The sequence below is a fragment of the Polynucleobacter sp. MWH-P3-07-1 genome (genome assembly GCF_018687555.1).
Lineage (GTDB): Bacteria > Pseudomonadota > Gammaproteobacteria > Burkholderiales > Burkholderiaceae > Polynucleobacter.
The window spans coordinates 1,452,225-1,477,696 of sequence record NZ_CP061296.1; the positions used below are offsets into that span (position 1 = coordinate 1,452,225).

23 protein-coding genes are annotated in these 25,472 nt (G+C 45.0%); 7 read left to right on the forward strand and 16 right to left on the reverse strand.

The genetic code is table 11. From position 1 onward, the window contains the following. Positions 1-71: 71 nt before the first annotated feature. Both ICU98_RS07545 and dacB read left to right on the forward strand, forming a co-directional pair. Positions 72-2,498 (forward strand): ATP-binding protein, encoded by a 2,427-nt coding sequence (locus tag ICU98_RS07545; RefSeq protein WP_251365329.1) that lies wholly within the window; start codon positions 72-74, stop codon positions 2,496-2,498. A 2-nt stretch (positions 2,499-2,500) separates the two neighbouring features. After that, complete coding sequence (gene dacB, locus ICU98_RS07550) at positions 2,501-4,024, forward strand: D-alanyl-D-alanine carboxypeptidase/D-alanyl-D-alanine-endopeptidase (protein ID WP_215351884.1); 1,524 nt, start codon at positions 2,501-2,503, stop codon at positions 4,022-4,024. Here the strand turns inward: dacB and ICU98_RS07555 are convergent. From ICU98_RS07555 to ICU98_RS07585, 7 genes are all read right to left on the reverse strand, one after another. Continuing rightward, positions 3,970-5,061, reverse strand: coding sequence for an L-threonylcarbamoyladenylate synthase (locus ICU98_RS07555; RefSeq protein ID WP_215351886.1), 1,092 nt, complete (start codon positions 5,059-5,061; stop codon positions 3,970-3,972). The two genes, dacB and ICU98_RS07555, sit on opposite strands and share 55 nt — an antisense overlap. Positions 5,062-5,064: 3 nt before the next feature. After that, positions 5,065-6,249: a 5-(carboxyamino)imidazole ribonucleotide synthase gene (locus ICU98_RS07560; protein ID WP_215351887.1), complete on the reverse strand. Its 1,185-nt coding sequence runs from the start codon at positions 6,247-6,249 to the stop codon at positions 5,065-5,067. Positions 6,250-6,254: 5 nt separating this feature from the next. Then, positions 6,255-6,761: a 5-(carboxyamino)imidazole ribonucleotide mutase gene (purE, locus tag ICU98_RS07565; protein WP_215351890.1), complete on the reverse strand. Its 507-nt coding sequence runs from the start codon at positions 6,759-6,761 to the stop codon at positions 6,255-6,257. Between the two features lie 73 nt (positions 6,762-6,834). Beyond that, entirely contained in the window at positions 6,835-7,734 is a 900-nt protein-coding gene (locus tag ICU98_RS07570) for a phosphoribosylaminoimidazolesuccinocarboxamide synthase (RefSeq protein ID WP_215351893.1), read from the reverse strand. Positions 7,735-7,741: 7 nt separating this feature from the next. Further along, the gene (gene fba, locus ICU98_RS07575; RefSeq protein WP_215336259.1) at positions 7,742-8,806 is read right to left on the reverse strand and encodes a class II fructose-bisphosphate aldolase; all 1,065 of its coding nucleotides are present in this window, start codon (positions 8,804-8,806) and stop codon (positions 7,742-7,744) included. A gap of 43 nt (positions 8,807-8,849) precedes the next feature. Further along, complete coding sequence (pyk, locus tag ICU98_RS07580; protein WP_215351895.1) at positions 8,850-10,286, reverse strand: pyruvate kinase; 1,437 nt, start codon at positions 10,284-10,286, stop codon at positions 8,850-8,852. Between the two features lie 2 nt (positions 10,287-10,288). After that, positions 10,289-11,500, reverse strand: a complete 1,212-nt coding sequence (locus ICU98_RS07585; RefSeq protein ID WP_215351897.1) for a phosphoglycerate kinase — start codon at positions 11,498-11,500, stop codon at positions 10,289-10,291. Between the two features lie 191 nt (positions 11,501-11,691). On the opposite strand from ICU98_RS07585, the gene ICU98_RS07590 reads away from it, so the two are divergent. From ICU98_RS07590 to ICU98_RS07605, 4 genes are read left to right on the forward strand one after another with little or no spacing between them, the layout of a single operon-like run. Continuing rightward, on the forward strand, positions 11,692-12,615 hold the full coding sequence (locus ICU98_RS07590) for a branched-chain amino acid transaminase (RefSeq protein ID WP_215336265.1): 924 nt from the start codon (positions 11,692-11,694) through the stop codon (positions 12,613-12,615). Between the two features lie 24 nt (positions 12,616-12,639). Next, positions 12,640-12,828, forward strand: coding sequence for a zinc-finger domain-containing protein (locus ICU98_RS07595; RefSeq protein ID WP_215351899.1), 189 nt, complete (start codon positions 12,640-12,642; stop codon positions 12,826-12,828). A 51-nt stretch (positions 12,829-12,879) separates the two neighbouring features. Further along, positions 12,880-13,908 (forward strand): lipopolysaccharide heptosyltransferase II, encoded by a 1,029-nt coding sequence (waaF, locus tag ICU98_RS07600; RefSeq protein WP_215351901.1) that lies wholly within the window; start codon positions 12,880-12,882, stop codon positions 13,906-13,908. A 21-nt stretch (positions 13,909-13,929) separates the two neighbouring features. Next, on the forward strand, positions 13,930-14,364 hold the full coding sequence (locus ICU98_RS07605) for a nuclear transport factor 2 family protein (RefSeq protein ID WP_215351903.1): 435 nt from the start codon (positions 13,930-13,932) through the stop codon (positions 14,362-14,364). 12 nt (positions 14,365-14,376) lie between these two features. Here the strand turns inward: ICU98_RS07605 and ICU98_RS07610 are convergent, their stop codons facing one another. Further along, complete coding sequence (locus ICU98_RS07610) at positions 14,377-16,095, reverse strand: M48 family metalloprotease (RefSeq protein ID WP_251365330.1); 1,719 nt, start codon at positions 16,093-16,095, stop codon at positions 14,377-14,379. Between the two features lie 22 nt (positions 16,096-16,117). Between ICU98_RS07610 and moaC the strand changes: the two genes are divergently transcribed. Further along, complete coding sequence (gene moaC / locus ICU98_RS07615; RefSeq protein ID WP_215351905.1) at positions 16,118-16,597, forward strand: cyclic pyranopterin monophosphate synthase MoaC; 480 nt, start codon at positions 16,118-16,120, stop codon at positions 16,595-16,597. A gap of 80 nt (positions 16,598-16,677) precedes the next feature. On the opposite strand, the gene ICU98_RS07620 is transcribed toward moaC, so the two are convergent. From ICU98_RS07620 to recA, 8 genes are all read right to left on the reverse strand, one after another. Next, entirely contained in the window at positions 16,678-17,610 is a 933-nt protein-coding gene (locus tag ICU98_RS07620; protein ID WP_215336275.1) for a glycosyltransferase family 2 protein, read from the reverse strand. A gap of 41 nt (positions 17,611-17,651) precedes the next feature. Next, positions 17,652-19,967: a glycosyltransferase family 41 protein gene (locus tag ICU98_RS07625; protein WP_215351908.1), complete on the reverse strand. Its 2,316-nt coding sequence runs from the start codon at positions 19,965-19,967 to the stop codon at positions 17,652-17,654. Between the two features lie 80 nt (positions 19,968-20,047). Further along, on the reverse strand, positions 20,048-20,566 hold the full coding sequence (locus ICU98_RS07630; RefSeq protein ID WP_215351910.1) for a pilin: 519 nt from the start codon (positions 20,564-20,566) through the stop codon (positions 20,048-20,050). A 127-nt stretch (positions 20,567-20,693) separates the two neighbouring features. Continuing rightward, positions 20,694-21,401 carry a TerC family protein gene (locus ICU98_RS07635; RefSeq protein WP_215351913.1) on the reverse strand — a complete coding sequence of 236 codons (708 nt, stop codon included), beginning with the start codon at positions 21,399-21,401 and terminating at the stop codon, positions 20,694-20,696. A 79-nt stretch (positions 21,402-21,480) separates the two neighbouring features. After that, positions 21,481-22,374 carry a succinate--CoA ligase subunit alpha gene (gene sucD / locus ICU98_RS07640; RefSeq protein WP_215336282.1) on the reverse strand — a complete coding sequence of 298 codons (894 nt, stop codon included), beginning with the start codon at positions 22,372-22,374 and terminating at the stop codon, positions 21,481-21,483. A 16-nt stretch (positions 22,375-22,390) separates the two neighbouring features. Then, positions 22,391-23,560 carry an ADP-forming succinate--CoA ligase subunit beta gene (sucC, locus tag ICU98_RS07645; RefSeq protein ID WP_215351916.1) on the reverse strand — a complete coding sequence of 390 codons (1,170 nt, stop codon included), beginning with the start codon at positions 23,558-23,560 and terminating at the stop codon, positions 22,391-22,393. A gap of 187 nt (positions 23,561-23,747) precedes the next feature. Further along, positions 23,748-24,275: a recombination regulator RecX gene (recX, locus tag ICU98_RS07650; protein ID WP_215351919.1), complete on the reverse strand. Its 528-nt coding sequence runs from the start codon at positions 24,273-24,275 to the stop codon at positions 23,748-23,750. A 4-nt stretch (positions 24,276-24,279) separates the two neighbouring features. Beyond that, positions 24,280-25,365, reverse strand: a complete 1,086-nt coding sequence (recA, locus tag ICU98_RS07655; protein WP_371818449.1) for a recombinase RecA — start codon at positions 25,363-25,365, stop codon at positions 24,280-24,282. Between the last annotated feature and the right edge of the window lie 107 nt (positions 25,366-25,472).

Genomic DNA, 25,472 nt, shown 5'->3' on the forward strand with positions numbered 1-25,472 from the left:
TGGTAATGCATCGATTCATTTTTTTGAGTACCGTATTTGTCTGTCTCACGACAAGTAACTTTGTACACTCATTGTCTTTATCTTCGGAAGAGCAAAAGTGGGTCGATGCACACCCCATCGTACGATTTAGTATTCATGAGAAATATCGGCCTTACCTTAGCTCTGCTTCAGACAAAGAGGGCAAAGGAATATTTAGGGCCTTGCTGGATCGCTTAAGCGAGCACACCCAACAAGAATTTCATCCGATTTGGCGACATTCTGATGCCGAGATATTTCATCAACTCACTTCCGGCCAAATCCACTTTGTGATTGACCCTCCTCACTTAGATCACAAACCAGGTCCAGCCTTACTACTATCTGATCCCGTGTTTTGGGGGCAAGATGTACTAGTGGGCTATAAAGGTGCTAACTTAGATCAGCCAAAGGGCGATAGTAGAGTGCTCTATTTTGATCGTGGCTATTCCAATTTTCAGAATCCAGATTTAATCCCCATTACCGCTAGCACTAACCTGGAGAGCTTAAGTGCCTCCCTAGTTACAAGAGAGGTTGAGGCTCTAGTGATGCCTGCCAGACTAGCCGCTCAACTCCTCAAGAAGTGGAATCCTTCTGAGATCGACATCCTTGGGCATTATGGTCATCAACCTTTTCCCTATCGACTACTGATGGCAGAAAAACATGCGCCATTAGATCGGATCATTCAGCGCTTTTTAAACGATCTAGACCCACTTGAATCAGCAAATGACTTTGGCTTGCCGAAACTTGCATCAATCGCGACAACTAAAGAGTCTAGTCATGCCCAATGGCTCTTGACATTGATTTTGCTATTAATCGGAGGGGCTTTTATTTGGGATCTTCAAAAGAAGCGGGCAGCACAAGATTTACTTGGCCAAACGCTATTGAAAGCGAAAAATATAGCTGAACAGGCCAATGCTGCAAAGTCCTCTTTCTTGGCAACGATGAGCCATGAAATACGAACTCCAATGAACGCTATTCTGGGCATACAAGAACTGTTACTCAATAATCCGAGCATTCCTCCCAATGAGAAGACCTTACTCAAAAGCGCTCATAGCTCTGCTCAATCTTTACTGGGAATCTTGAATCAAGTTTTAGATCTATCGAAAATTGAAGCAGGAAAGCTAAGCCTTAATCCGGTTTCATATGATCTAAAGGCTTTGATTGACGATATTCACGCTTCTTTTTCGCCGATTGCGAAAAAGGGAGGCTTAATTCTTCACACTACGGTGGATAAAAGACTTGCAGAAGTGCTAATGGTTGATGGCTTACGCTTTAGGCAAATTCTGCAAAATCTCATCAGCAATGCAATCAAATTTACCAAGCAAGGTGAGATCTATTTTTCAGTGAGCGTGCTTGCGGATGATCATGCCGGTCAGCTCCTAGAATTTAGGGTCATTGATACCGGCATCGGAATGCGTTCTGATGAAATTGAATTAGCCCTTCAAGAATTTGAGCAGCTCTCAGCAGCGGGTCAAGTAAATCAGAATAGTGTCATACAGGGCAGTGGACTGGGTTTGGCGATCACCAAACGCTTACTAGAGTCAATGGATAGTCACCTCTACTTTGACAGCGCACCGGGATTCGGAACCAATGTCCATTTTTCAGTTGCCCTTTCGAGAACAGGGGATGCAGCTGTAAGCCACTCGAGCCATGCGGCAGCTCGATCTTATGTCACCGAAAGTATTGCCGGCCGACAAAAAATCAGGGGACAAAATATTGCTACTTTAGTGGTGGAAGATCATGCAGCTAGTCGCCAAATTTTATCCCTCCAACTTGAGGCTCTGGGGTTCAAGGTTTTGGTTTGCGAGTCTGGAGCCAAGGCGCTTGATCTCATTGATGAGCATCATTTTGACTTACTGCTGACAGATCAGTCTGTCCCAGGCATGCAGGGTTCCGAGCTTTCCAAAAAAATCAGATCCTCAGGTAACACCGACCTGATTATCATTGGTATTACTGCCGATATCTATGCTCTAGAATCCCGTAGCAAGTTCATGAGCGCCGGAATGAATAGTGTCTTAATTAAACCGCTAAGCCTCAAGACACTCGAGCAAGAATTGAGGCAATATTTTCATTTCTCTGAAGAACCAACCGATGATCTAGGCAGTGAATATTCATTCGACAATTTTGGTCCACTTTTTCAAAATGATCCAAACAAAATATTGCTTGTACTTGATGAAATTCAAAAGGTTCATGATGAGTCACTAATGGAACTCAGGAACTCATATTCGAAAGGAAAGCTCTCCCAGAGCGACTTTGATCAGTTGCTTCATAAAATCAAAGGTGGCGCCGCCCTTTTAAATGCAAAACAGTTTATTGCGGACTGCACGATCTTAGAGCTAGATACTCATTTAGAAAGCAGAATTTCAAGCTTGATTGACTTATTAGAAGAGCAGAATTTACTGATTGAGAGATACAAGAATAGATTAGCGACAGCTCCCAAAAATGAATGTTTTAATGGAATCCAAATTACGCCTAGAATCTAGGAATGTCTTTACTTAAGCCACTAAAAATACTGACTTTATTGCTGGTGTGTCAGCTTGCTCATGCTGCACCAGAACAAATACTCCATTCGCTACCGAAGGCTGTTTTATCTAGCCTAGAAAAGAATCAAATTTCCCCTGAAGCCATGGGGGTTTCAGTTATGGAGATTCTTAAGACGGGGTCAGGAAAATCTGAAGCGAGAGCAGTCTTAGACTGGAATGCCAGTAAGCCCATGAATCCAGCTTCAACCATGAAGCTCTTAACTACACTTACTAGCTTAGAAGTGTTAGGTCCAGGCTATCGTTGGCGCACTAATTTATATACTGATGGCCTCATTCGACAGGGTGTCCTCAAGGGAAATCTTTACCTCCAAGGGAGCGGAGACCCAAAACTCATTCCTGAAGAATTAGCCAAGATGATGCAAGCATTACAGAATCTTGGCATCCAAAAAATTGATGGCAACCTCGTCTTTGATAGAAGCGCTTATGCTAAAGAGGTCATGGAGCAGCAATCTATTGATGGGGAAGAATCTCGCGCCTATAACGTTTCCCCCGACCCTCTGCTTTACTCATTTCGAACCCTATCTTTCACCTTGAGTAAATCGCGTACGGCAGATTTCATTGATGTTAGCTATACGCCCACCCTATCTCAATTGACCATCAATAATCAACTAAGACTAGTGAATCAATCTTGCGATAACTGGAAAAAAGGAATTGCTTTTGACTTGATTGGCAACAATAAGCAGAACATTGGAGAAAAGATACTTACAGCAAACTTTAACGGCTATTTCCCCGCTGCCTGTACTAATGCTGCTTATAACGTGGTTGCAATCGATGCCAACACTTTTTTAACCAAAGGCTTCTCTGCAGCTTGGGAGCAATCTGGCGGGACTTGGGCGCAAGCACCTGATGGCCAAGACGGGACGGTACCAGTCTCCGCCAGACCGCTACTGCAATTTGAAGGAATTAAGCTTGCAGATGATGTTCAGGACATCAATAAGTTTTCCAATAACGTCATGGCTAGACAAGTCTTACTGACACTGGCTTTAGAGAAAGTGGGTAAACCCGCGAGTGTCGAGAACGGTGATTTAGTCATTCGGAGCTGGCTAAAAAAGATGAATCTACAGTTTCCGGAGCTTGTCATTGAAAACGGGGCTGGTTTATCTAGAAATGAAGCCATCACTCCAGAACATATGAATCAGCTATTAGTGCTTGCTCGAAGCCTTCCAACAGGAGATATTTTTTATAACAGCCTACCGATTGCTGGAGTAGATGGCACGATGAGAAATCGTTTGTTAGTTCAATTGCGTAAATTTCTTCATCTACAGAAAAAACCGGAAGCTCGAATTAAGACAGGGTCACTCTCTGATGTACGCTCGATATCAGGATATGTTGTGAGCAAGTCTGGAAAAATATACGCCGTCACTTCGTTTATTAATGATCCAAATGCCAATAGGGGCATTGAGGCGCAAGATCAGCTGTTGTCTTGGCTACTAGAGGATGGTCCTGAGCCAAAGCAAGCACGCTGAAGCCGGTCTCTAACCCCATCCCACTCCTCGCCTGGGGGTGGCTGCGGTATCAGAATCAAATCCCAACCCTGCTCATCTAAGTCCCGCAACGTTCTATACAAACGATTTGCAAAATGGCGTGGATTGCTTGAAATCAGTATCTCTTCTACATCAATCGAGGGGTGATCTTCTAAACCTAAAGATGATTCTGAATCCCAAACAGCAACCGCAACTCGAGACTTGATATCTGGGAATTCTGTGAGCGCATCAAGCACCTGTCCTGAGGAATACATTCTTAAGGGAGTGTTGGGAGCGTAGTGAGCTCGTAAGCTACCCGATACCCTCGGTAAATTTTGGTGCTCGAGATTATTTTGCTCGCCTGGTCTGACAACCTGAATACCTGTCTTTGCGAGAATTTCGGAGGGCGTAATGGCGCCGGGCCTCAAGAGCACAGGGGAGCCTTCGGAGGACAAATCTAAAATAGTGGATTCAATTCCGACTTCGCAATCCCCTCCATCCAAAATCATCAAATCCAGAGTGTTTTCAAACTCACTTCGCACATCAGCTGCATTTGTTGGCGAAATTTTTCCGAAACGGTTTGCCGAGGGAGCAACAATACCGCCCTTAAATTTTCTTAATAAAGTTTGTGCAACAGGATGTGCAGGCGCCCGAATTGCGACGGTATCTTGACCTCCCGTAACTTCGGTCAAAACACTTTTATCTTTCTTAAAAACCAAAGTCAGGGGGCCTGGCCAAAAGGCATTAACTAAAACCAGCGCTTGTTCCGATAAATCACGTGCCCATGGGCTTAGTACCGCACTCCAATCCATTTCGTTTTGATCAAACCGATCTGGTGCAGCCACATGAACAATCAAAGGGTGGTTTGATGGTCGCCCTTTGGTAGCAAAGATTTTCTTTACCGCCTCAGGGTTTTTGGCATCGGCACCCAAGCCATAGACAGTCTCAGTCGGGAAGGCGACTAACCCTCCCTCTCGGAGAGTTTGTGCTGCTTCACTAATCACCACTGAAGATTGAAGTGAGGGAATATTGTTAGGCATTGCCTACGGCTCAATTCCCAATTCTGAAGCAACTGCAGCGCAAGTTGCTCTGGCGTCGTCCAAAGTCTCACCGAGACAATTAACGTGTCCCATTTTTCTACCGATACGGGGAACCGACTTGCCATAAAGATGTAATTTTGCGTCTGAGTGACCTAATACCTTATTCCATGCCGGCTCTTTAGCTTGATCATCAATCCCCTCAAACCAGAGATCACCCAATAAGTTGAGCATCGAAACAGGGGCCAGCAATCGTGTATCGCCCAAAGGAAGGCGAGCCATTGCTCGGACCTGCTGTTCGAACTGACTGCTAATGCAGGCATCCATCGTATAGTGTCCGGAATTATGGGGGCGCGGGGCAATTTCATTGGCGATGATTTCACCGTTCTTCAACACAAAAAACTCAATACACAAAACCCCAACATAATCAATTTTTCGAATGAGTGCTTTGGCAGCCTCAACAATTTTCTTTTCTTGCTCTGACTGTAATGATGGTGCTGGAACTGTAGAGGTATGCAAAATACCGTCACGGTGAATATTCTGTGAAACTGGATAAACCACTACGGTATCGTCATGGCCTCGTACTGCAAGAGCTGAAACCTCAAAATCTAAATCCATGCGCTTTTCTAATACACAAGGCACGCGTGCAAACTGATTCCAAGCAGCATTTAACTCTGCAGCATTTTGAACGGTGATTTGACCTTTACCGTCGTAACCCATTCGGGCAGTCTTCAAAATTCCGGGTAATAAATCTGCAGGCACCTGTGCGATATCGGCATCATGCTCAATCACAAAATGCGGTGCAGGGCCAATATTGGTTTCAGCCTTCCAAGTAGCTAAGAATTTTTTTTCAGCAATGCGGTTTTGCGCCAGGGATACGCAGGCGCTTCTAGGCGCAACAAAAGCGCCCAGAGATTCAAGCTGATCTAAAGCTTGTGCAGGCACATTTTCAAACTCAGTGCTGACAGAAGCACAAAGTAATGCCATTTCTGTGAGTGCTTTTAAGTCTCCATAGTCAGCCTGAATAAATTTTTCTGCGATCGATCCAGCGGGACTATCAGCATCCGGGTCTAATACGCAAACTTTGTAACCCATTGCTTGAGCAGCTTGGGTAAACATTCGACCGAGTTGACCACCACCTAAAATTCCAAGATAGGAGCCCGGCAAAACGGGCTCTAAACGCTGAACCATCTGATTTAATATCCTGGCAGATTCATTGAACGCGCAGTTTCAGATTGTTTGGCGCGAAAAGCCTCTAGCTGCTGCGCCAAAGCTGGATCTGAAATTGCTAAGTTTGCGATGACATGTAAAGCAGCATTGGCCGCACCAGCCTCACCAATAGCAAAAGTAGCCACAGGAATCCCTTTAGGCATTTGCACAATCGAAAAGAGGGAATCCTCGCCACGAAGATACTTACTAGCCACCGGAACACCATAAACTGGAACGATTGTCTTTGAAGCCAACATGCCTGGTAAATGAGCAGCGCCGCCGGCACCAGCAATAATGGCTTGCAGGCCGTTATGACGTGCTTGCTCTGCATACTGAAACATATCATCAGGCATGCGATGAGCGGATAAGACTTTGGCTTCGTGAGCGATACCAAATGAATCTAGCATTTGAGCAGCGTGTTGCATGGTGTCCCAATCTGAATTGGAGCCCATCACGATTCCGACTACTGGTTTTTTGCCCAACTTCTCACTCATTTACTTCTCCGGAGCTAATTTCTTGAATAAGTTTCTATTATCCCAGCCTTTTACTGGGTTTTGCTAGGTGAACTTAGCCTGCTTGGGTCAAACGCGCTAGCGCCTCACGGTACTTTTGAGCAGTTTGTTCAATCACAGCTACTGGCAACTCTGGGGCTGGAGGGCTCTTGGCCCAAGGCTTGCCATTAAGCTGAGCAGTCTCTAGCCAGTCCCGGACAAACTGCTTGTCATAGGAAGGGGGATTGGAGCCCACATGATAGGTTTCAGCAGGCCAGAAGCGAGAAGAATCAGCTGTCAGGATTTCATCCATCAAGACTAGATCACCATTTGCATCAAGTCCAAACTCAAACTTGGTATCCGCAATAATGATGCCGCGACTTGCAGCATATTCAGAGGCCTCTTGATACAAACGAATGCTAACGTCGCGGATTTGCTTGGCAAGCTTCTCGCCAATGAGTTCAATCACTTGCTCAAAAGAAATATTTTCATCGTGCTCACCAATTTCGGCTTTTGCAGCAGGGGTAAAAATGGGTTCAGGCAGCTTCTGCGCATTCTCTAAACCTGCAGGCAAAGTAATACCGCAAACCTTGCCTGTCTCTTGATAATCCTTCCAACCACTTCCTGCCAAATAACCACGCACAACCGCCTCAACCAAAATTGGCTTAAGACGCTTGGCCACAACCGCACGACCCTGAACTTGTTCTACTTCATTAGGAGCGACAACCGAAGCTGGATCAATACCGGTGAGATGATTTGGAATGACATTTACTAATTTATCGAACCAAAAATTAGCCATTTGATTGAGCACAATGCCCTTCTCAGGAATAGGCTGACCCATCACCACATCAAAAGCAGATAAGCGATCGGTGGTAATCATGAGCAACTTATCATCGCCCACAGCATAAACATCACGTACCTTACCCTTTGACAGCAGAGGCAAGGATTGAATAGAAGTGGAATACAGAGCAGGCATTAAATTTTCACTTTACGATTTGGGCTAATTCACCACTGCGATAGCGCTCAGCCATTTTCTCTAGCGAAATGGGCTTGATTTTCGCAGCCTGTCCAGCTGAGCCAAAGGCTTCGAAGCGAGCAATACAGACTTTCTTAGCTGCTTCACGCGCAGGCTTTAAGTAATCACGTGGGTCAAACTTACTGGGATTTTCAAATAAGTAACGACGAATTGCACCAGTCATCGCCAAACGAATATCGGTATCAATATTAATTTTACGTACGCCGTTCTTAATACCTTCTTGAATTTCTTCAACAGGAACACCATAAGTTTCTTTCATATCACCACCAAACTCACGAATCTCAGCTAATAATTCTTGGGGCACACTAGATGAACCATGCATCACCAAATGCGTATTTGGAATACGAGTATGAATTTCTTTAATCCGCTCTATTGCCAAAATGTCACCGGTTGGCTTCTTCGTAAATTTATAAGCGCCATGACTGGTTCCAATCGCAATTGCCAAAGCATCGCATTGGGTGGCTTTCACAAAATCAGCAGCTTGCTCGACATCGGTAAGCAACTGCTCACGCGTCATCATTCCGTCAGCGCCGTGACCGTCTTCTTTATCGCCTTTCATTGTCTCCAAAGAGCCTAAGACGCCCAATTCAGCCTCTACCGTGACACCAATGGAGTGGGAAAACTTCACCACCTCTTTTGAGACATTGACGTTGTATTCATAGCTGGCAACGGACTTGCCGTCTGCCTCGAGGGAACCATCCATCATCACACTGGTGAAGCCACTCTTAATGGCAGCCATACACACTGCAGGACTTTGTCCATGGTCTTGGTGCATCACAACTGGAATATGGGGATATGCCTCTACCGCAGCAGAGATGAGGTGTCTTAAAAAGGCTTCGCCAGCATATTTTCGGGCTCCTGCTGAGGCTTGCATGATGACTGGGGAGCCAACTTCGTTGGCAGCTTCCATGATGGCTTGAACCTGCTCAAGGTTGTTTACATTAAAGGCTGGTAAACCGTAGCCATTTTCTGCGGCATGATCCAAAAGTTGGCGCATTGAAACTAAAGACATAGTTTGTTCTCTTAATCTAAGGTTAAGTGGTTAATTAAATAGCTTACTTTACGTGAATAATTTTGAGAGTATTGGTCCCACCAGGTTGACCCATAGGCTCACCAGAAGTTAAAACCACGGTATCGCCCTCATTAACAGCCCCGACACTCTTTAGACATGACTCCACTTCACTCAAAGCTGTTTCACGGTCAGAGCTGTAGTTCAAGCTCAGGGGAATGACATTGCGATAAGTACTCAGAGCACGCTGTGTCGCAATCTTGGAGGTGAGCGCATAGATCGGCACATGGATATTGTGACGACTCATCCAAATTGGAGTAGAACCAGAGTCAGTTAAAGCTGCGATGGCTTTTGCATTGAGATGATGGGCTGTGAACAAAGCTCCAAGAGCGATCGTTTGATCAATACGACTGAAGGTTTGGTCCAAAAAGTCTGTATCCAACTTCACATTATCTGATTTCTCAGCTTCAACACAAATCTCTGCCATCGCCTTAATCGTTTGCACTGGGTACATTCCAGCCGCAGATTCTGCAGATAGCATGACAGCGTCAGTTCCATCTAAGACGGCATTGGCTACATCGCTCACCTCTGCCCGCGTTGGAACGGGAGCATTAATCATCGACTCCATCATTTGGGTTGCGGTGATCGTAAACTTATCTGCCTCGCGCGCCAATGTGATCATGCGTTTTTGCAATGCTGGTACCGCAGGGTTGCCAACCTCAATCGCCAAATCTCCGCGCGCAACCATAATTCCATCGCTCTCCTGAATAATGCCAAGTAATGCATCGGTTTCAATCGCTTCGGCGCGCTCTACCTTAGCAATCGTTTTGACTCTACCGACCTGATGTTTAGCGCTAGCAGCATCCGCTAGCTTGCGGGCATAGGCCATATCAGCACCATCTTTTGGAAAGCTAATTGCCAGAAAATCCACGCCCATAGCGATAGCTGCATCCAAGTCGACAATATCTTTTTCAGTTAATGCAGGAGCAGTCAGGCCACCACCAGCGCGGTTAATTCCTTTGTTATTGGATAAAGGGCCGCCCTGCTCAACGCGAGTCAGAATTTCACCGCCGTTTACGCTTTGCACACGCAATACGACTAAGCCGTCGTTTAATAAGAGTCGATCATTGGGCTGGACATCGCTAGGTAGCTCTTTGTAATCGAGGCCGACACGATCTTGATTGCCCAACTGACAATTGACGTCCAAGATAAAGTCAGCGCCCTCTTTGAGTTGAATTTTGTTTTCTGCAAACTTACCAACCCGAATCTTGGGGCCCTGTAGGTCTGCCATGATGCCGACCTCTTTACCAAGCTCAGCTGAAATACTGCGTACTAAATCGTGACGCGCCTTGTGGTCAGCAATCGTGCCGTGTGAGAAATTCATTCTCACCACATCCACGCCAGCCAGAATCATCTCTCTTAAGACTTCTGGCTTTTCAGAGGCTGGCCCTAAGGTAGCAATGATCTTAGTTGCTCTTAACATGCTTACTCTTTCGCTCTTTCAGCCAGAACCTCAAAGGCGGGCAAGGTTTTACCTTCGAGGAACTCCAAGAAAGCGCCGCCTCCAGTAGAAATATAGTCAACTTGGTTCTCAATGCCATATTTTGCAATTGCAGCCAGAGTATCGCCGCCACCAGCGATTGAAAACGCTGGGGAGTGAGCAATCGCCGCAGCCAGCATCTTTGTACCGCCACCGAATTGATCAATCTCGAATACGCCGAGCGGGCCATTCCAAACTATCGTCCCTGCATGCGCCAACATAATCGATAGTCTCGCAGCAGTCTTAGGCCCAATATCCAAAATCATGTCGTCTTCTGCAACTTGATCAGCAGGAACACGATTAGCGCGGGCTAAGGGAGAGAGTTCATTCGCCACCACAACATCCTCAGGAATAGGTACATGTGCGCCGCGCTTTTCCATGAGCTCCATGATTTCTTTGGCCTCATTCACTAAGTCTGGCTCAGCAAGCGATTTACCGATCGGCAACCCTTTGGCCAACATAAAGGTATTTGCAATTCCACCACCCACAATCAGCTCATCTACTTTTGCAGATAAGGCTTTAAGAATCGTTAACTTCGATGAGACCTTTGAACCAGCAACAATCGCAACTAGCGGGCGCTTTGGATCAGCCAAGGCCCGACTGAGTGCATCTAACTCTGCTGCCATCAGCGGACCTGCGCACGCAACGGGTGCAAATTTAGCAACACCATACGTTGTAGCTTCTGCTCGGTGCGCAGTTCCAAAGGCATCGTTTACATAGACATCACACAATGCCGCAATCTTTTTAGATAGCGCATCCGTATTTTTCTTTTCGCCCACATTCAAACGACAGTTTTCCAGCAATACCAAATCACCAGGTGCAAGCTCAAAACCACCATCAACCCAATCACTAATTAAAGGAACTTTGCGATTGAGTAACTCGGCAATTCGATGAGCCACAGGAGCCAAGCTATCTTCAGGTTTAAATTCGCCCTCGGTTGGGCGCCCCAGATGTGAGGTCACCATTACTGCAGCCCCCGCGTCTAAACAAATTTGTACCGCGGGCATCGATGCCCGAATCCGAGTGTCCTCTGTAATATTGCCTGCCTCATCCTGAGGAACGTTCAGGTCAGACCGAATCAGGACCCGTTTTCCCTTCAGTAAACCGGCTGCGGCCAAGTCACTCAAGCGTTTCACTTTAAAAAGGGTATCTGACATAGAAAATAAAGGCTGTATTGGATCGGTTTATGGGTAGTTCTCCATTCTAAATCCTCCAAGTTCCCACCCACCCAGAGATTTGGCCTACCTGCTCTACAATAAGGTTTCGAAGGCATTCCGAATCCGGGAATTAACCCATTTAGCGCGCCTTCCACTTAACCTAGACTGATCTGGAATAAAAGGTAGAAAACATGTCGATGTCTGACCGCGATGGCTTTATTTGGTCCGATGGGAAACTAATCCCATGGCGCGAGGCCAATATTCATGTCCTGACTCACAGCCTGCATTACGGCATGAGCGTATTCGAAGGCATCAGAGCCTATAAAACCCCTCAAGGAACTGCTATTTTTCGCCTATCAGACCATGTTAAGCGCTTGATCAATGGCACCAAGATATTCCAGATGAAACTGCCCTTTAGTGCTGAGCAAATTGGTCAAGGGATTCAAGAAGTCGTCAGTAGCAATAAATTAGAGTCTTGCTATATTCGACCCATCGTTTTCATTGGCTCCGAAAAGCTTGGGATCTCCCCCAAGGGCAATACGATTCATACCTCAATTGCAGCTTGGGAATGGGGTGCATATCTAGGCGAGGATGGCCTCAACAAGGGTATCCGAGTTAAAACCTCGTCTTTTACCCGCCACCATGTCAATTCTTCCTTGGTCAGAGCAAAAGCATCTGGCTACTACATTAACTCTATCCTAGCTAACCAAGAAGTTACCGCCAATGGTTACGACGAAGCCCTTCTACTAGACATTGAGGGTTATGTTTCGGAAGGCTCTGGAGAGAACTTGTTTATGGTTCGTAATGGAGTGATTTACACCCCGGACCTGGCCTCTTGCCTTGAGGGCATCACTCGCGAATCCGTGATGCAGATTGCCAAAGACCTTGGCTACGAGGTAAAAGAGAAGCGCATCACGCGAGATGAAATCTACTCTGCTGATGAAGCCTTCTTTACTGGTACTGCTGCTGAAGTAACGCCGATTCGTGAATTAGATGATCGCACCATCGGTGATGGCAAAAAAGGTCCGATTACTGCCAAAATTCAAGACACTTACTTTTCCGCGGTTTATGGGAAAAATGATCGTTATCAATCTTGGCTAACCTACGTAAAGTAATCATTTCAATCATTGGGAAATCATATGAGTGAAGCAAATATTGTGATGGTGGACGGCAAAGATCTTCCTTTGCACTGTCCAACGAATAAAACTCCAAGTTGGAACTCTCATCCACGAGTCTTTTTGGATATCACTGATACCGGCGAAGCGAAGTGCCCCTACTGTGGCACCGAATACAAACTCATTCCTGGAACAGCGCCCCGCGGGCACTAAATCCATTCGCATCTCCACCAATATTGAGATGCGTCATCGGGATACCCTCTTATGCACCGTATTCTGATCATTGCCCCCAACTGGATTGGAGACGCTGTTATGTCTCAGCCTTTTTTGGCGGCACTTAAGCTCAATTACCCCAAGTCACAAATTGATGTTTTGGCTACTCCATGGGTAGCCCCAATATACCGAGCATGCCCAGAAATTCATTCTGTCATTGAAGCCCCGCTTGAACACAAAAAACTGCAATGGGCCTTGCGTAGGCAATTAGCGCAAGACTTGAAAGTAAAGTCTTATCAGGCTTGCTATGTCTTGCCTAATAGCTTTAAATCCGCACTGATTCCATGGCTAGCAAACATTCCTTTTCGTCTTGGTTATCGTGGTGAAGCACGCTTTGGTCTCATTAATTTTGCACTGAACAATCCAAGCAAAACAGAGCGGCCTCCGATGGTTGAGCGCTATTTAGCCCTAGCCCATCTTCTTAATAACGAGGGGCAAGCCCAAAATACAGGATCGCCAGTTCCCAGCTTACAAAGCTCTGCCGAAATCACTCACACCACGCAAGATAAATTAGCACGTGCCAATATCAAACCACATGCACTGTATATCTTTTGTCCCGGTGCAGAATATGGTGTCACTAAGCGCTGGCCAGCAGATTACTTTGCAGCACTCGCCGAAAAGGTATTGGGTCAAAACATCGAGAATCAAATTATTTTATTAGGCAGCCAGAGCGATCATCACTCAGGTCAAATCATTGCTCAGCAAAATCCGGACAGAATTCATAACTGGTGCGGAGAGACCTCGCTTGATGAAGCGATGGCAGTCATTGGTCTCAGCAAGACTGTGATTAGCAATGACTCCGGGTTAATGCACATTGCAGCAGCCCTTCAGAAGCCGCAAATTGCCATCTTCGGATCTAGTGACCCCAAACATACACCGCCTCTATCCAGTAAGGCAAAAGTCATTTGGCTGAACTTACCCTGTAGCCCTTGTCATCGCAGAGAATGTCCTTTGGGGCATCTAAAATGCCTAAAGGGAATTTCCCCAGAACAGGTGTTTAATAGCATTACCGCAGAATAAGAACTCAGTCAGAAAGCCATCATGTCAAAACTTGCCAGACTCTTTCATAACGCAGATGATGTGGTTGATGCTTGGCGTGAGGCCCTCAGAAATCGGGATGTGCAAACTGCTCTCGACATTTGGCTTGATGATGATTCTATTACTTGCGTTTTACCAGAAGGTCAGCGCCTAACGGGTCATGCAGAAATTCGGGATGGCCTTGAGAGATTGTTGTCCAAACAGCCCTTATTTCTGGAGCCAATTGCATGCATTAATCACACAATTCTGGGTGCAGCAATTTATGACACCACTGAAGCCGTCCATTTGAAAGCAGATCAAATTGAAGCGGCTTTCTTTCTGAACATTACATTGGTATTGCTACAAGATAGTCAAGGATGGCGAATTGCTCATTTACATGCCAGCCACTCTACTGAAGATACTTTTGATGCGCCTACGACTCTGCACGGTCTACACTAAATCTATTCAATACTAACCACTGGTTTTACCCAGATCTTTTTGCTCTTCCTGAAAACGTCTCTGCATATCTCTTAAGCGAGCATCGATCATAGAGGCTTGGTAAAAATCTGATCCCCCTATTGATCTGGCAATTTTCAGCTGCTCAATTGCTGCATTCCAAGACCCCTCTAAAGCATATTTCTCACCTAAAGCGTAATGGCGCATTGGATCATTTTTTGCCTGATCATAAGCTTGAGATAAGAGACCCCACCAAAGAATTTCATTTGGCTGAGCTTTAGTGCGCGCCTTCAACCATGTAATTGCCTCATTGGTTCGCCCCATTTTGAGCTCAGCATTGATGAGGGCGGCACCTGCTGCATAAGATTGGGGGTATGCCTTTAAGGTAGCCTGCGCAATCTGTAGAGCATCGTCATTTTTTCCTTTGGCAAGCGCTAACTCAGAGGCAGTGATATCTAAGGATAGGCTTTGTCTCTGCACAGAAGAGTTCGGTGCAATTTCTGCATGGGCAACTTTACGAGCATCCTGAAGATAAGCTTCGGCCTGATCAATTTTGCCTTGGCGTTGTGCAATCAGAGCAAGGCCATACAGACCTTCCATTTGCTTTCCGGGTTGCGCTTGTTTACTCAGGCTGTCAAAAATATTCTTGAGATCATAAAGTCCACTGGTTGTTCCAGACTGCTCCAGTCGAGCGCGGGCTTTAATAAAGTAAAACTCAATATTTGTTGGAACGGTGCGGTTAGGCATAGAACGAACCCGATCTTGCATATCCGCGATGCGATCCGTCGTTAGAGGGTGAGTCCGAACATAGGCAGGCACGCCACTATCCATAATGCCGGTGGCTTTTTGTAAGCGCTGAAAGAAATCTGGTGCTCCATGAATGTCATAACCGCTGCCACTCAGAATCTGAAATCCCACTCGATCTGCCTCTCGCTCTGCATCACGAGAATATGAAAGCTGATTATTAACGGCAATAGCTTGACCGCCCTGTATCAGCCCAGCGGCGGCACTGGGATTTCGCGAGGCTGCAAGAGCACCCAACACCATACCCGCCAAGGCGATCATCGTATTGGTCGATTGCTTATCTAACTGACGTGCCATATGTCGTTGTAGAACGTGGCCAGTTTCGTGCCCCATGACGGAGGCTACTTCCGAATCTGTTTCGGCGCTCACAATTAAGCCCGTGTGAAAGCCGATAAATCCACCAGGCAATGCAAAAGCATTAATCGAGCTATCTTTGACAGCAAAAATTTCATACTGATAAGCGCCACTGCCTTGCTCATTGGCACCACCCAATTGCAAACGTTTGGCGGATTGCAAGAGACGTCTTTCCATCTCATTCAGATAATCGTACAGAGGTAAATCATTCGAGTAGTCCGGATCCGGCCGAATTTGTCGCATGATCATTTCGCCGTACTTACGCTCATCAACCCGACTTAGTGCATCCCCGCCTGGATCACCCATATCCGGGAGAACAATATTGGGCTGGGTTGGCGCCGCTGGGCGTGTTGGTAAATTAGCAGAGCGGGCATCGGGTGATTGCATGGCTCGCCCAATATTCTGAATCGCAGTTGAATTTCCCTCTACAGAAACATCACCTGGAGGGGCCGTAGACGCTGTACCGGCGCCCCATGCCAATCGCGTATTACTCGACATCGTCAGAATCATGACAAGAAAATAGGTCAGATAACTCCGAGCAAGGGATGTCAAATACGATATTTTTATATCATCCATCCCTATATGGTAAAACTATTCCATGAACAAACTTACCCATTTTGATGACAGTGGCCAAGCCCATATGGTTAATGTTGGAAATAAACCTAATACCCATCGGATTGCGATTGCCTCAGGCCGAATCTCCATGCAGGCAGAAACTCTGCAAATGATCACAGCGGGCAGCCACAAAAAAGGGGATGTTTTGGGAATCGCTAGAATCGCCGGGATTCAAGCCTCCAAGAAAACCTCTGAATTAATCCCACTATGCCATCCACTCGTCCTGACACACCTCAGCCTAGAGTTTGGGTCAGATCCAAAAGAGAATGCCATCAATTGCACGGTGCAAGCTGAAACTACTGGCCCTACCGGTGTTGAAATGGAGGCGCTCACCGCAGTCCAAATTGCACTCCTCACCATCTACGATATGTGCAAAGCAGTCGATAGGGGCATGGTTATGGGCGATATCAGGCTCTTAGCAAAGAGTGGTGGGAAGACCGGGGATTGGAAGTCGGAGAAGTAAATGCTAAGCTTAGTGGAGTATCAGGGGCATGTAACTTTGCACCTCATCGAGCTTAAGGGTAATGTATCGCATCAATCCAATCAAGAGGCAATCAGATACTTAGAATAATCCACAGGTGGAACATAGAGTTTGACACAGTCTTTCGCGTGAGTATTCAAAGAATCCCAGTCCATGCGAGCAAGCATATCTAATTCATACATTCTATCAATAGGTAAATCATATTTGAGTTTAAAACGAGCCCAATTTTCGTAGATCTTAGCCCATCTTGCGTTCAGCTTTTTCTCTCGTGCATTTTTTTCTAAATAATCAAAATTTGAATTTCTATGGTGAAAAGCAAAAGCACCTTTAGCAACCGCTAACTTAAAGCCAGCCCGCATTGCTCTAATTCCATAATCATGATCGGCAAAGTATCCGTAAAAAAGGGGGTCAAAAGTACCTATTTTTGTTATCACTTCTCTTTTAGTCATGAATGCATCGCCAGTTAAAAAATTCTCTTCGAGATAAGAATTTTTTTCTAATTCGAATAACTCTTCCCCAAAAGTTGCAACATCACCTAGATGCTTGATTTTATCCACAATGTTGATGTTGTGAGTTTTTTTTCCACAGTTATCTACAAAATTAGAAACGCCCCTCACTATCCCAATATTCGGACTACTGTCAGCAACTTCTAATAATGCCTTTACATAAGAAGGCGATATAAAAATATCATTTGATACAAAAAAAACCTTATCCCCCGTAGACTCGGAGAGAATACAATTCAGACTTCCGCTGTATTCTTTGTTCTCATCAAATCTATAAATTTTTGTATTTTTGTGCTCTTTGGCGGCCTCGATGAAAAGCTTAGTAATTAAACCATCATCAGGCGAGCAATCATCAACCAAGATTAATTCATAATTTCCCTTCAGCCCATCCAGAATCACTCTTAGGCAATGCTTGGTTGTTTCGTGATTGCCGTATGCAGAGACTCCAATAGTGATTGATTGGTCTAGGGAATTTGTATCTAAAGATGCCATTGTTGTTATTTTATAAGGTAGGTATTGGTTGGAATGATATTTCAGCTCGACAATTTGACTGCAGTCAATAAAAAATTTTCAAGCGCACGAATTGGCTCTGGGTCATCGTATAGAACCTGTTTCATTTCATTCATCTTATTAACAATTTGAGAGTGATATAACTTATCTTGTACAAGTCGGATAACTAATTCAATGTAGCTTTGATCAGAATCTGCAATTAATTCAGGCATTTTCATTCTTTTTAGGATGCCGCTTGCAAAACGGCCCCTCATAAAGTCTCCTTCTTGAGTCACAATTGGCAGTGCACAATCAATTGCTTGCATTGCAGTATTAAATCCTGAAAATCCAATGGTATCCATGAATACATCTGCAAGCTTCATAACCCCATAAAACTGTTCTGATTTTAGCCAGGGGATGAAAACAATATAATCACTAAGAGCCAAGTTAGATTCTTGAAAAACATTATTGAGACGTTTTTTTAAAATTTCTGCCAAATTATTTTGATCTTTGAAAAAAATAAACTTGCATTTACCTAAACGCTTCGCTATTTCAACAAAAATCCAATCATTTTTTGGGGCGTATTTAAATGGAGCTCCCGGGCATATTAAGATTGGCTCATGGCGGCTGATGCCGAACTGTTCAAGATCAATAACTGAGGGGCTTATAGATAGCCGAGAATAACTACAGCCTAGGTTAGGCAATTTAATTAAGGTTTCAGTGTAAGCATCTTGTGAAAAGTCACTCTCAAAGAGCTCGCCCGATAAATAATAGTCAATGGTTGGCAAGCCTGTGGTTTCGGGGTGCCCCCAAGCGGCAATTTGTATTGGGGCAAGTCGTAAACAAGCCAACTGCATCGTTAGCGCATGCATACCAATCTCAGGGTAAAGCAAAATATCAAGATTTTTTTCAAGAATCAATTTTGATAAACCCAGCAATGAAAACTGATTGTCAGTAAAAGTTTTTACCTTATCTCTTGCAGATAGAGTTTCATTATCAACAGCAGTTCCCAAATGAAAAATATGAGCCTCAAATTTACTGGTATCGAGATTTAATAATAGACCCTTGGTAATAGCATTCCAAACAGAATGATTACAAATTTGTTCGCCAATAATCCCAATCTGAATTTTAGTGTTCTCTTTTTTTATGCTCCGTTCCAGCATATTCACTTTTTGCCAATGGGCCATGATCCGATGACAAATGCAGCCATATAAATTTAGAAGATCTTTATTATTCTGCGCTTGATATGCTAAATAAAACGGTTGAGTAGATCCTACCACTTCATGTGCCCCATCAAGCCTATCATCACAAAACCATTTATCCAACTTATGGAGATCAGAAATAAATACCTCTCTTAATGATTGAACGCTTTCATTTGAAGAGGAAATGATAGGTATTGATGTAAATAGTTTTCCCCAGTGGGCCGCATTTGACTCAGGGACTAACTCAATCGCTTTTTTAAAAGCACTTCTTGCATCCGCTGGCTGATTTAATTCCTTTAAAGTGATTCCTTTATTAAGCCATCCTTGGTGATACTCAGGGTTAAAACTGAGCGCTTTATCGTAGCAAGCCATAGCTTGGCTATAAAGTTTTAAGTCATTTAAAACAGCCCCTTTGTTCGCTAATACTTCGTGATAATCTGGCTTTAGAGCAAGGGCTTGATCAAAATGAGTGATTGCCTCTTCATAACGTTTTAGGGCCTTTAAAGTAACCCCCTTATTTGTCCAAGCCGCGTAATCGTCTGGCTTTAAAGTTATGGCTTGGTCGTAATGAGTGATTGCCTCTTCATAATATCCAAGCTCGTGTAAATTCACCGCCTTATTAGACCAAGCTTCAGCTAAATCTGGACTAATAGCGAGGGCTTTCTCAGCACAAGCTAAAGCATCTTCAAAGCGCCTAAGTTCTCTTAGGGTTGCGCTTTTATTAGAGAGCGCTTGGACAAAACCTGGCTCCAGGCTAAGCGCTTTATCGTAATGAATCAACGCATTTTCATGACGTCCGAGATTGGATTCTGTTTTGCCATAGTTGAGCCAGGCTTCTGGGTTATGGGGTGCCAGCTCTACTGCTTTTTTATGGTGTGGGATTGACTCATTATCTGAGCCAATATCACTAAGGACTTTAGCTAGGTTGTATTGAATGGAGGCATCATTGGGATGGATGCGGGCTGCTCTACCTAATAAATGGGCAGCCTCTTTGAAATTGGCTTGTGAGGCTCTAATTAAGCCCAAGATATGCAGGGCTGGCAGATTCTTGGGATCGACCTGAATGAGTCTTTGCAAAATCGTAGCAGCTCTCTCAAAGTTACCACCTTGAAAGGCTTCAATAGCCTGCTGAAGCATGAGCTGAAGTTGAGGATTCATGAGGTTATTTTATCTTCATAATTTATGTGACACTCGCAGTCATCAATAGGCAATGAGATCGTTGTTAGCGATCTCATTCATTATTTAGATACTCTACATTCTGAAGGCAGCAACTGAGGCAATAGATTTGTTTCTGCCGATCTACAAGTCCAACCGCCTGCCCAGGTTGAACCCTCAGGTTTTGATAAATCAATTGGCTTAGGGATATTTGCATCAGGATCATTTGTGGGGACGAGATGCAAAGTATTCTTTCCTTCAGGCGCAACACTCACTTGGAAATCAATGGCAATTGCTCCCGATCGAGTAATTTCAATTTCCTTAACGCTTCTCGTTGGGTTAAATGAGAAGGACCCTTGAGTGGCCTCATCCATCGAGATAGTCCCACGACTTGCAAAAGCTTCCGTTACAGCAAGTTTTGCACTAGAAGCCAAATTCATACCCTCAACCACACGACTACGGGCGATATAGTCTTGATACTGCGGTACCGCTATTGCAACTAATATTCCAATGATGGCCACAACCACCATTACCTCAATTAAGGTAAATCCCCGTTCTTGCTCATCAAGCAATTGATCATCCAATCGAACTATTTTTTGCATATCAAATTCTCCTGAGGTGAAAAGCAAGATCTTCTACCCTGTACTGAGAAATTTCTACCCCGCCTAAAGTCAGAAAAGCCAGTATTGAAGACTGGCTTTTCTGAAAAATATGAAATCTTAAAATGATCTACCCTAGGGTCTTGCTAGCTTCTTTCTTTTTTAAATAACTTCCTAGCAAGATCACAATCACAATTCCAACACCTTCAAAAATCATATGAGCATCAGCTATTGCCGCCTGTAGAGAATCTTTAATCGCAGGATCTTCGACCAACATTCCACCGGCAAGCAAACCTAACAGGCCAGCACCAACAGTAATAATGATTGGAAAGCGATCCATGACTTTTAGCAAAACAGTACTACCAAAAATAATCAATGGGATAGACAATCCTAACCCTACTATCAGCAAAACAAGCCGGGTTTCCTCAGGGCCTTTTTGAGCGGCTGCAGCAACTGCAATCACATTATCAAGGCTCATGACCAGATCAGCCACTAAGATTGTTCGTATAGCAGCCCAAATATTAGAGTGTCCATGAAGCTCGTCTTCCTCACCGCTATCAGCTAAGAGTTGAACTCCGATATAGACCAATAAGATAGCGCCAATAATTTTTAGGTAAGGAAGCGCCAATAACTGGACTGCCGTCACAGTCAAAATCACACGCAAAATAATAGCGGCTGCACTGCCCCAAAAGATCGCCTGCTTTTGCTGATATTTAGCAAGATTACGCGAGGCCATCGCAATTACTACGGCGTTATCGCCCGACAGGAGAATATTTGCAACGATGATGGATAGTAAAGCTGTCCAGAATGGGGCTTCTGATAAAACTGAAAAGTCCATGTTGTCTCCTACATTATTTTATTTATGAACTACGTCATAGGGCAGACTTTTTTGCCTGCCCTATGTCAAAACAAGATCTTTACAACATTGCCTTTAATAAAGCAGCCATCTCAGATGGATTCTTAGTGACCTTAAAGCCACACTCCTCCATCACGGCCAATTTAGCATCTGCAGTATCGGCTCCACCAGAAATCAATGCACCGGCATGACCCATGCGCTTGCCGGGAGGAGCCGTTACACCCGCAATAAAACCAACGATGGGCTTTTTCATATTGTCTTTACACCAACGGGCTGCTTCGGCCTCATCAGGCCCACCAATCTCACCAATCATGATCACTGCATCAGTATCGGGATCTTCATTAAACATCTTCATGATGTCGATATGTTTTAGACCATTGATAGGGTCGCCACCAATACCAACAGCAGTGGATTGACCTAAACCGATTGCGGTGAGCTGACCCACAGCCTCATAGGTCAAAGTTCCTGAGCGGCTAACAACCCCAATGCGACCTTTTTTATGAATGTGTCCTGGCATGATGCCGATCTTAATTTCATCAGGTGTGATGATTCCAGGGCAATTTGGCCCCAGCAATAAAGTCTTTTTACCGCCAGCCGCTTCCTTAGCCTTCATCTTATTACGCACTTCCAACATATCTCTGACGGGAATACCTTCAGTAATGCAGATCACAAAATCAAGATCTGCTTCTACTGCTTCCCAAATAGCTGCGGCGGCGCCTGGGGGCGGCACATAAATGACTGAAGTAGTTGCACCAGTTTGCTGAGCAGCTTCTTTGACAGTTCCATAGATCGGAATATTGAAAATCGACTCGCCTGCTTTTTTGGGATTTACGCCAGCAACAAAACAATTCTTGCCGTTGGCATACTCCTGACATTTTTCAGTATGGAACTGACCGGTCTTACCGGTAATTCCTTGCGTAATCACTTTAGTATTTTTATTAACCAATATAGACATTTTCAGAGTTCCCTGATTATTTGTTTTTAGCAACAGCGGCAACAACTTTGGTTGCAGCTTCAGCCATGGAGTCAGCGCTGATGATTGGTAAACCAGATTCAGCCAGAATCTTCTTACCCAATTCTTCGTTAGTGCCTTTCATGCGCACCACTAGAGGTACAGTGAGATTGACTGCTTTACAAGCAGTTACTACTCCGTCAGCAATCACATCACAACGCATAATTCCACCAAAAATATTGACCAAAATTGCTTCAACATGTTTATTCTTCAGCATAATCTTAAAAGCTTCGGTCACCTTCTCAGCAGTAGCACCACCGCCGACATCCAAGAAGTTGGCTGGTTCGCCACCGAATAACTTAATCGTATCCATCGTTGCCATTGCTAGACCGGCACCGTTCACTAAGCAGCCAATGTTGCCGTCTAAAGAGATATAAGCAAGATCAAATTTAGAAGCCTCAATCTCGGCTGCATCTTCTTCGTCGATATCGCGATAGGCAACGATTTCTGGGTGGCGATACAGGGCGTTTGGATCAAAGTTAAATTTGGCATCTAAGGCCTTAATCTTGCCATTGCCTTCCAGAATCAGTGGATTGATCTCGACCAAGGATGCATCGGTATCCCAATAAGTCTTGTAGAGGTTTTTAAATACATCGCGAGCCATCGGTATCGACGCATCCGGAATACCAATCCCCTTGGCTACCGTATCGCACTGCGCATCTGTCAAGCCAATCAAGGGATCAACAAATACTTTAATAATTTTTTCAGGGTGGGTGGCAGCAACTTCTTCAATATCCATACCGCCTTCGCTTGAAGCCATGATCACATTCTTTTGTGTGCCACGATCAGTCACGATGCTGAAGTAATACTCTTTTTTAATATCTGCACCATCTTCGATCAGCAGACGGTTAACCTTCTGGCCTTCTGGCCCAGTTTGATGCGTCTTCAATTGCATACCCAAAATCTCTGAAGCATATTTTTTTACCTCATCCATGCTCTTTGCCAGCTTCACGCCACCGCCCTTACCTCGGCCGCCCGCATGAATTTGCGCTTTCACCACCCAAACAGGTCCGCCCAGTTTTTGAGCTACAGCCAAAGCCTCATCAACACTAAATGCAGGTATGCCATTAGGAACTGGCACATTAAATTGGCGCAAAAGTTCTTTGCCTTGGTACTCGTGAATTTTCATAATGACTCCGGAAACGGTATCTTTTGATGGAAGTGATGTGGATTAGTAAGGCCAACTTCACCCTCTAGTCAGAGATTTTCACCCATGCTTGTGACAAGCAAATTGAATAAATCTGTCAGGCTTTATCGACCTCTGAAGTCTAGCATGCTGCAACGCCGCAAGATGGCCTGATCTATCCGTAATTCCCCTAGTCTAGGGAACGGCCGCCAACAATCTTGCTCACCACATCGGCACTAAAGCCCTTTGAAGCCAGAAAACGGTACTGCCTGGCTCGTTCTTTCTGATCCTCAGCCAGAACTCCAAACTTTCGCTGCCAAAGCTCTTGGGCCCGCTCTCGCTCGGTTTCCCTTAATCCCCGTATTAAGGTGCTGGTCTTTGTGGGATCAACCCCAGCCTGCAAGAGCTCATCCTGAATTTTGCGCGCCCCATAGCGCTCACTTCGACGCCGCACAAGGGCTTCAGCAAAGCGCTCATCCGAGAGCCAGCCGCGAGCCTCAAAATCATCGAGGACTGCCTCTATCTGTTTCGTTACATCAGTTGCAGCCAGTTTGGGCTCAGCATCATTAGCCGATAGATTTTTTTTCATCGATCGCACCATCGACTCTTGTAACTTAGCAGCCAAACCCTTACGGCTATATTCTCTCGAAGATAAAAGGCGCAAAGCCCGAGCTTTTAAACTCGGGCCTTGTTTGGCTTTACTGCTAAATTCAGACATCGAATTATTCGACTTCCTCTTCTTCGCCTATTACATCTGCTACTACTGCTGTACCGGCTTTGACACCCAACTTCTCACGTATTTTGCTCTCAATATCCTTAGCAATTTCTGGATTCTCTTTTAAGAAATCGCGGACATTATCTTTACCTTGACCAATACGATCGCCGTTATAGCTATACCAAGAGCCAGACTTTTCAACCAAATCTGCTTCAACTCCCATGTCGATAATCTCGCCTTCTCTAGAGATGCCAGCGCCGTACATGATGTCAAAGATAGCTTCACGGAATGGTGGTGAAACCTTATTCTTAACGACCTTAACGCGGGTTTCATTACCAACAACCTCGTCACCCTTTTTGATACTGCCAATACGGCGGATATCTAAACGCATGGATGCGTAAAACTTCAGGGCGTTACCACCGGTTGTTGTTTCTGGGGAGCCAAACATCACACCAATCTTCATCCGAATTTGGTTAATGAAAATGACTGTTGTATTGGTCCGCTTAATGGCGCCAGTCAATTTACGCAATGCTTGACTCATTAAACGCGCCTGTAAGCCTGGCAATGAATCACCCATATCACCTTCAATCTCTGCCCTTGGCACTAAAGCTGCTACGGAGTCAATGACGATTAAGTCAATTGAGCCTGAGCGCACTAATGCATCGGCAATTTCCAATGCTTGCTCACCAGTGTCTGGCTGAGAGATTAGTAAATTATTCACGTCCACACCCAAGCGAGATGCGTACTGCACATCCAGAGCATGCTCTGCGTCGATAAATGCACAGGTTCCACCTAACTTTTGCATTTCTGCAATGGCATGCAAGGTTAAGGTTGTTTTACCGGAAGATTCTGGGCCGTAGATTTCGATGACGCGACCACGTGCTAAACCGCCAACCCCAAGTGCAATGTCTAAACCCAATGAGCCACTGGATACGACCTGTATATCTTGGCTGATCTCAGCATCGCCCAATCGCATGATGGAGCCTTTGCCGAACTGCTTTTCAATCTGCGCTAATGCTGCTGTTAGCGCCTTTTGCTTGTCTCCGCTCATCCCCTCAAACTCTGAGGAGGCTGATTTTTTCTTATCATCCAAGGCCATTTTGATTCCTTTTTCGCTATGTTTAGGGCTATTTCCCGTAGATTTACTGGCTGTTTAACAACTTAGAAGTTACTGTATATAAAAACAGTAGTTCTTGCAAG

Coding starts and splice junctions, on each gene's coding strand:
- dacB (WP_215351884.1), top strand. CDS start 2,501: ATGTCTTTACTTAAGCCACTAAAAATACTGACTTTATTGCTGGTGTGT.
- ICU98_RS07555 (WP_215351886.1), bottom strand. CDS start 5,061: ATGCCTAACAATATTCCCTCACTTCAATCTTCAGTGGTGATTAGTGAA.
- ICU98_RS07560 (WP_215351887.1), bottom strand. CDS start 6,249: ATGGTTCAGCGTTTAGAGCCCGTTTTGCCGGGCTCCTATCTTGGAATT.
- purE (WP_215351890.1), bottom strand. CDS start 6,761: ATGAGTGAGAAGTTGGGCAAAAAACCAGTAGTCGGAATCGTGATGGGC.
- ICU98_RS07570 (WP_215351893.1), bottom strand. CDS start 7,734: ATGCCTGCTCTGTATTCCACTTCTATTCAATCCTTGCCTCTGCTGTCA.
- fba (WP_215336259.1), bottom strand. CDS start 8,806: ATGTCTTTAGTTTCAATGCGCCAACTTTTGGATCATGCCGCAGAAAAT.
- pyk (WP_215351895.1), bottom strand. CDS start 10,286: ATGTTAAGAGCAACTAAGATCATTGCTACCTTAGGGCCAGCCTCTGAA.
- ICU98_RS07585 (WP_215351897.1), bottom strand. CDS start 11,500: ATGTCAGATACCCTTTTTAAAGTGAAACGCTTGAGTGACTTGGCCGCA.
- ICU98_RS07590 (WP_215336265.1), top strand. CDS start 11,692: ATGTCGATGTCTGACCGCGATGGCTTTATTTGGTCCGATGGGAAACTA.
- ICU98_RS07595 (WP_215351899.1), top strand. CDS start 12,640: ATGAGTGAAGCAAATATTGTGATGGTGGACGGCAAAGATCTTCCTTTG.
- waaF (WP_215351901.1), top strand. CDS start 12,880: ATGCACCGTATTCTGATCATTGCCCCCAACTGGATTGGAGACGCTGTT.
- ICU98_RS07605 (WP_215351903.1), top strand. CDS start 13,930: ATGTCAAAACTTGCCAGACTCTTTCATAACGCAGATGATGTGGTTGAT.
- ICU98_RS07610 (WP_251365330.1), bottom strand. CDS start 16,095: ATGGATGATATAAAAATATCGTATTTGACATCCCTTGCTCGGAGTTAT.
- moaC (WP_215351905.1), top strand. CDS start 16,118: ATGAACAAACTTACCCATTTTGATGACAGTGGCCAAGCCCATATGGTT.
- ICU98_RS07620 (WP_215336275.1), bottom strand. CDS start 17,610: ATGGCATCTTTAGATACAAATTCCCTAGACCAATCAATCACTATTGGA.
- ICU98_RS07625 (WP_215351908.1), bottom strand. CDS start 19,967: ATGAATCCTCAACTTCAGCTCATGCTTCAGCAGGCTATTGAAGCCTTT.
- ICU98_RS07630 (WP_215351910.1), bottom strand. CDS start 20,566: ATGCAAAAAATAGTTCGATTGGATGATCAATTGCTTGATGAGCAAGAA.
- ICU98_RS07635 (WP_215351913.1), bottom strand. CDS start 21,401: ATGGACTTTTCAGTTTTATCAGAAGCCCCATTCTGGACAGCTTTACTA.
- sucD (WP_215336282.1), bottom strand. CDS start 22,374: ATGTCTATATTGGTTAATAAAAATACTAAAGTGATTACGCAAGGAATT.
- sucC (WP_215351916.1), bottom strand. CDS start 23,560: ATGAAAATTCACGAGTACCAAGGCAAAGAACTTTTGCGCCAATTTAAT.
- recX (WP_215351919.1), bottom strand. CDS start 24,275: ATGTCTGAATTTAGCAGTAAAGCCAAACAAGGCCCGAGTTTAAAAGCT.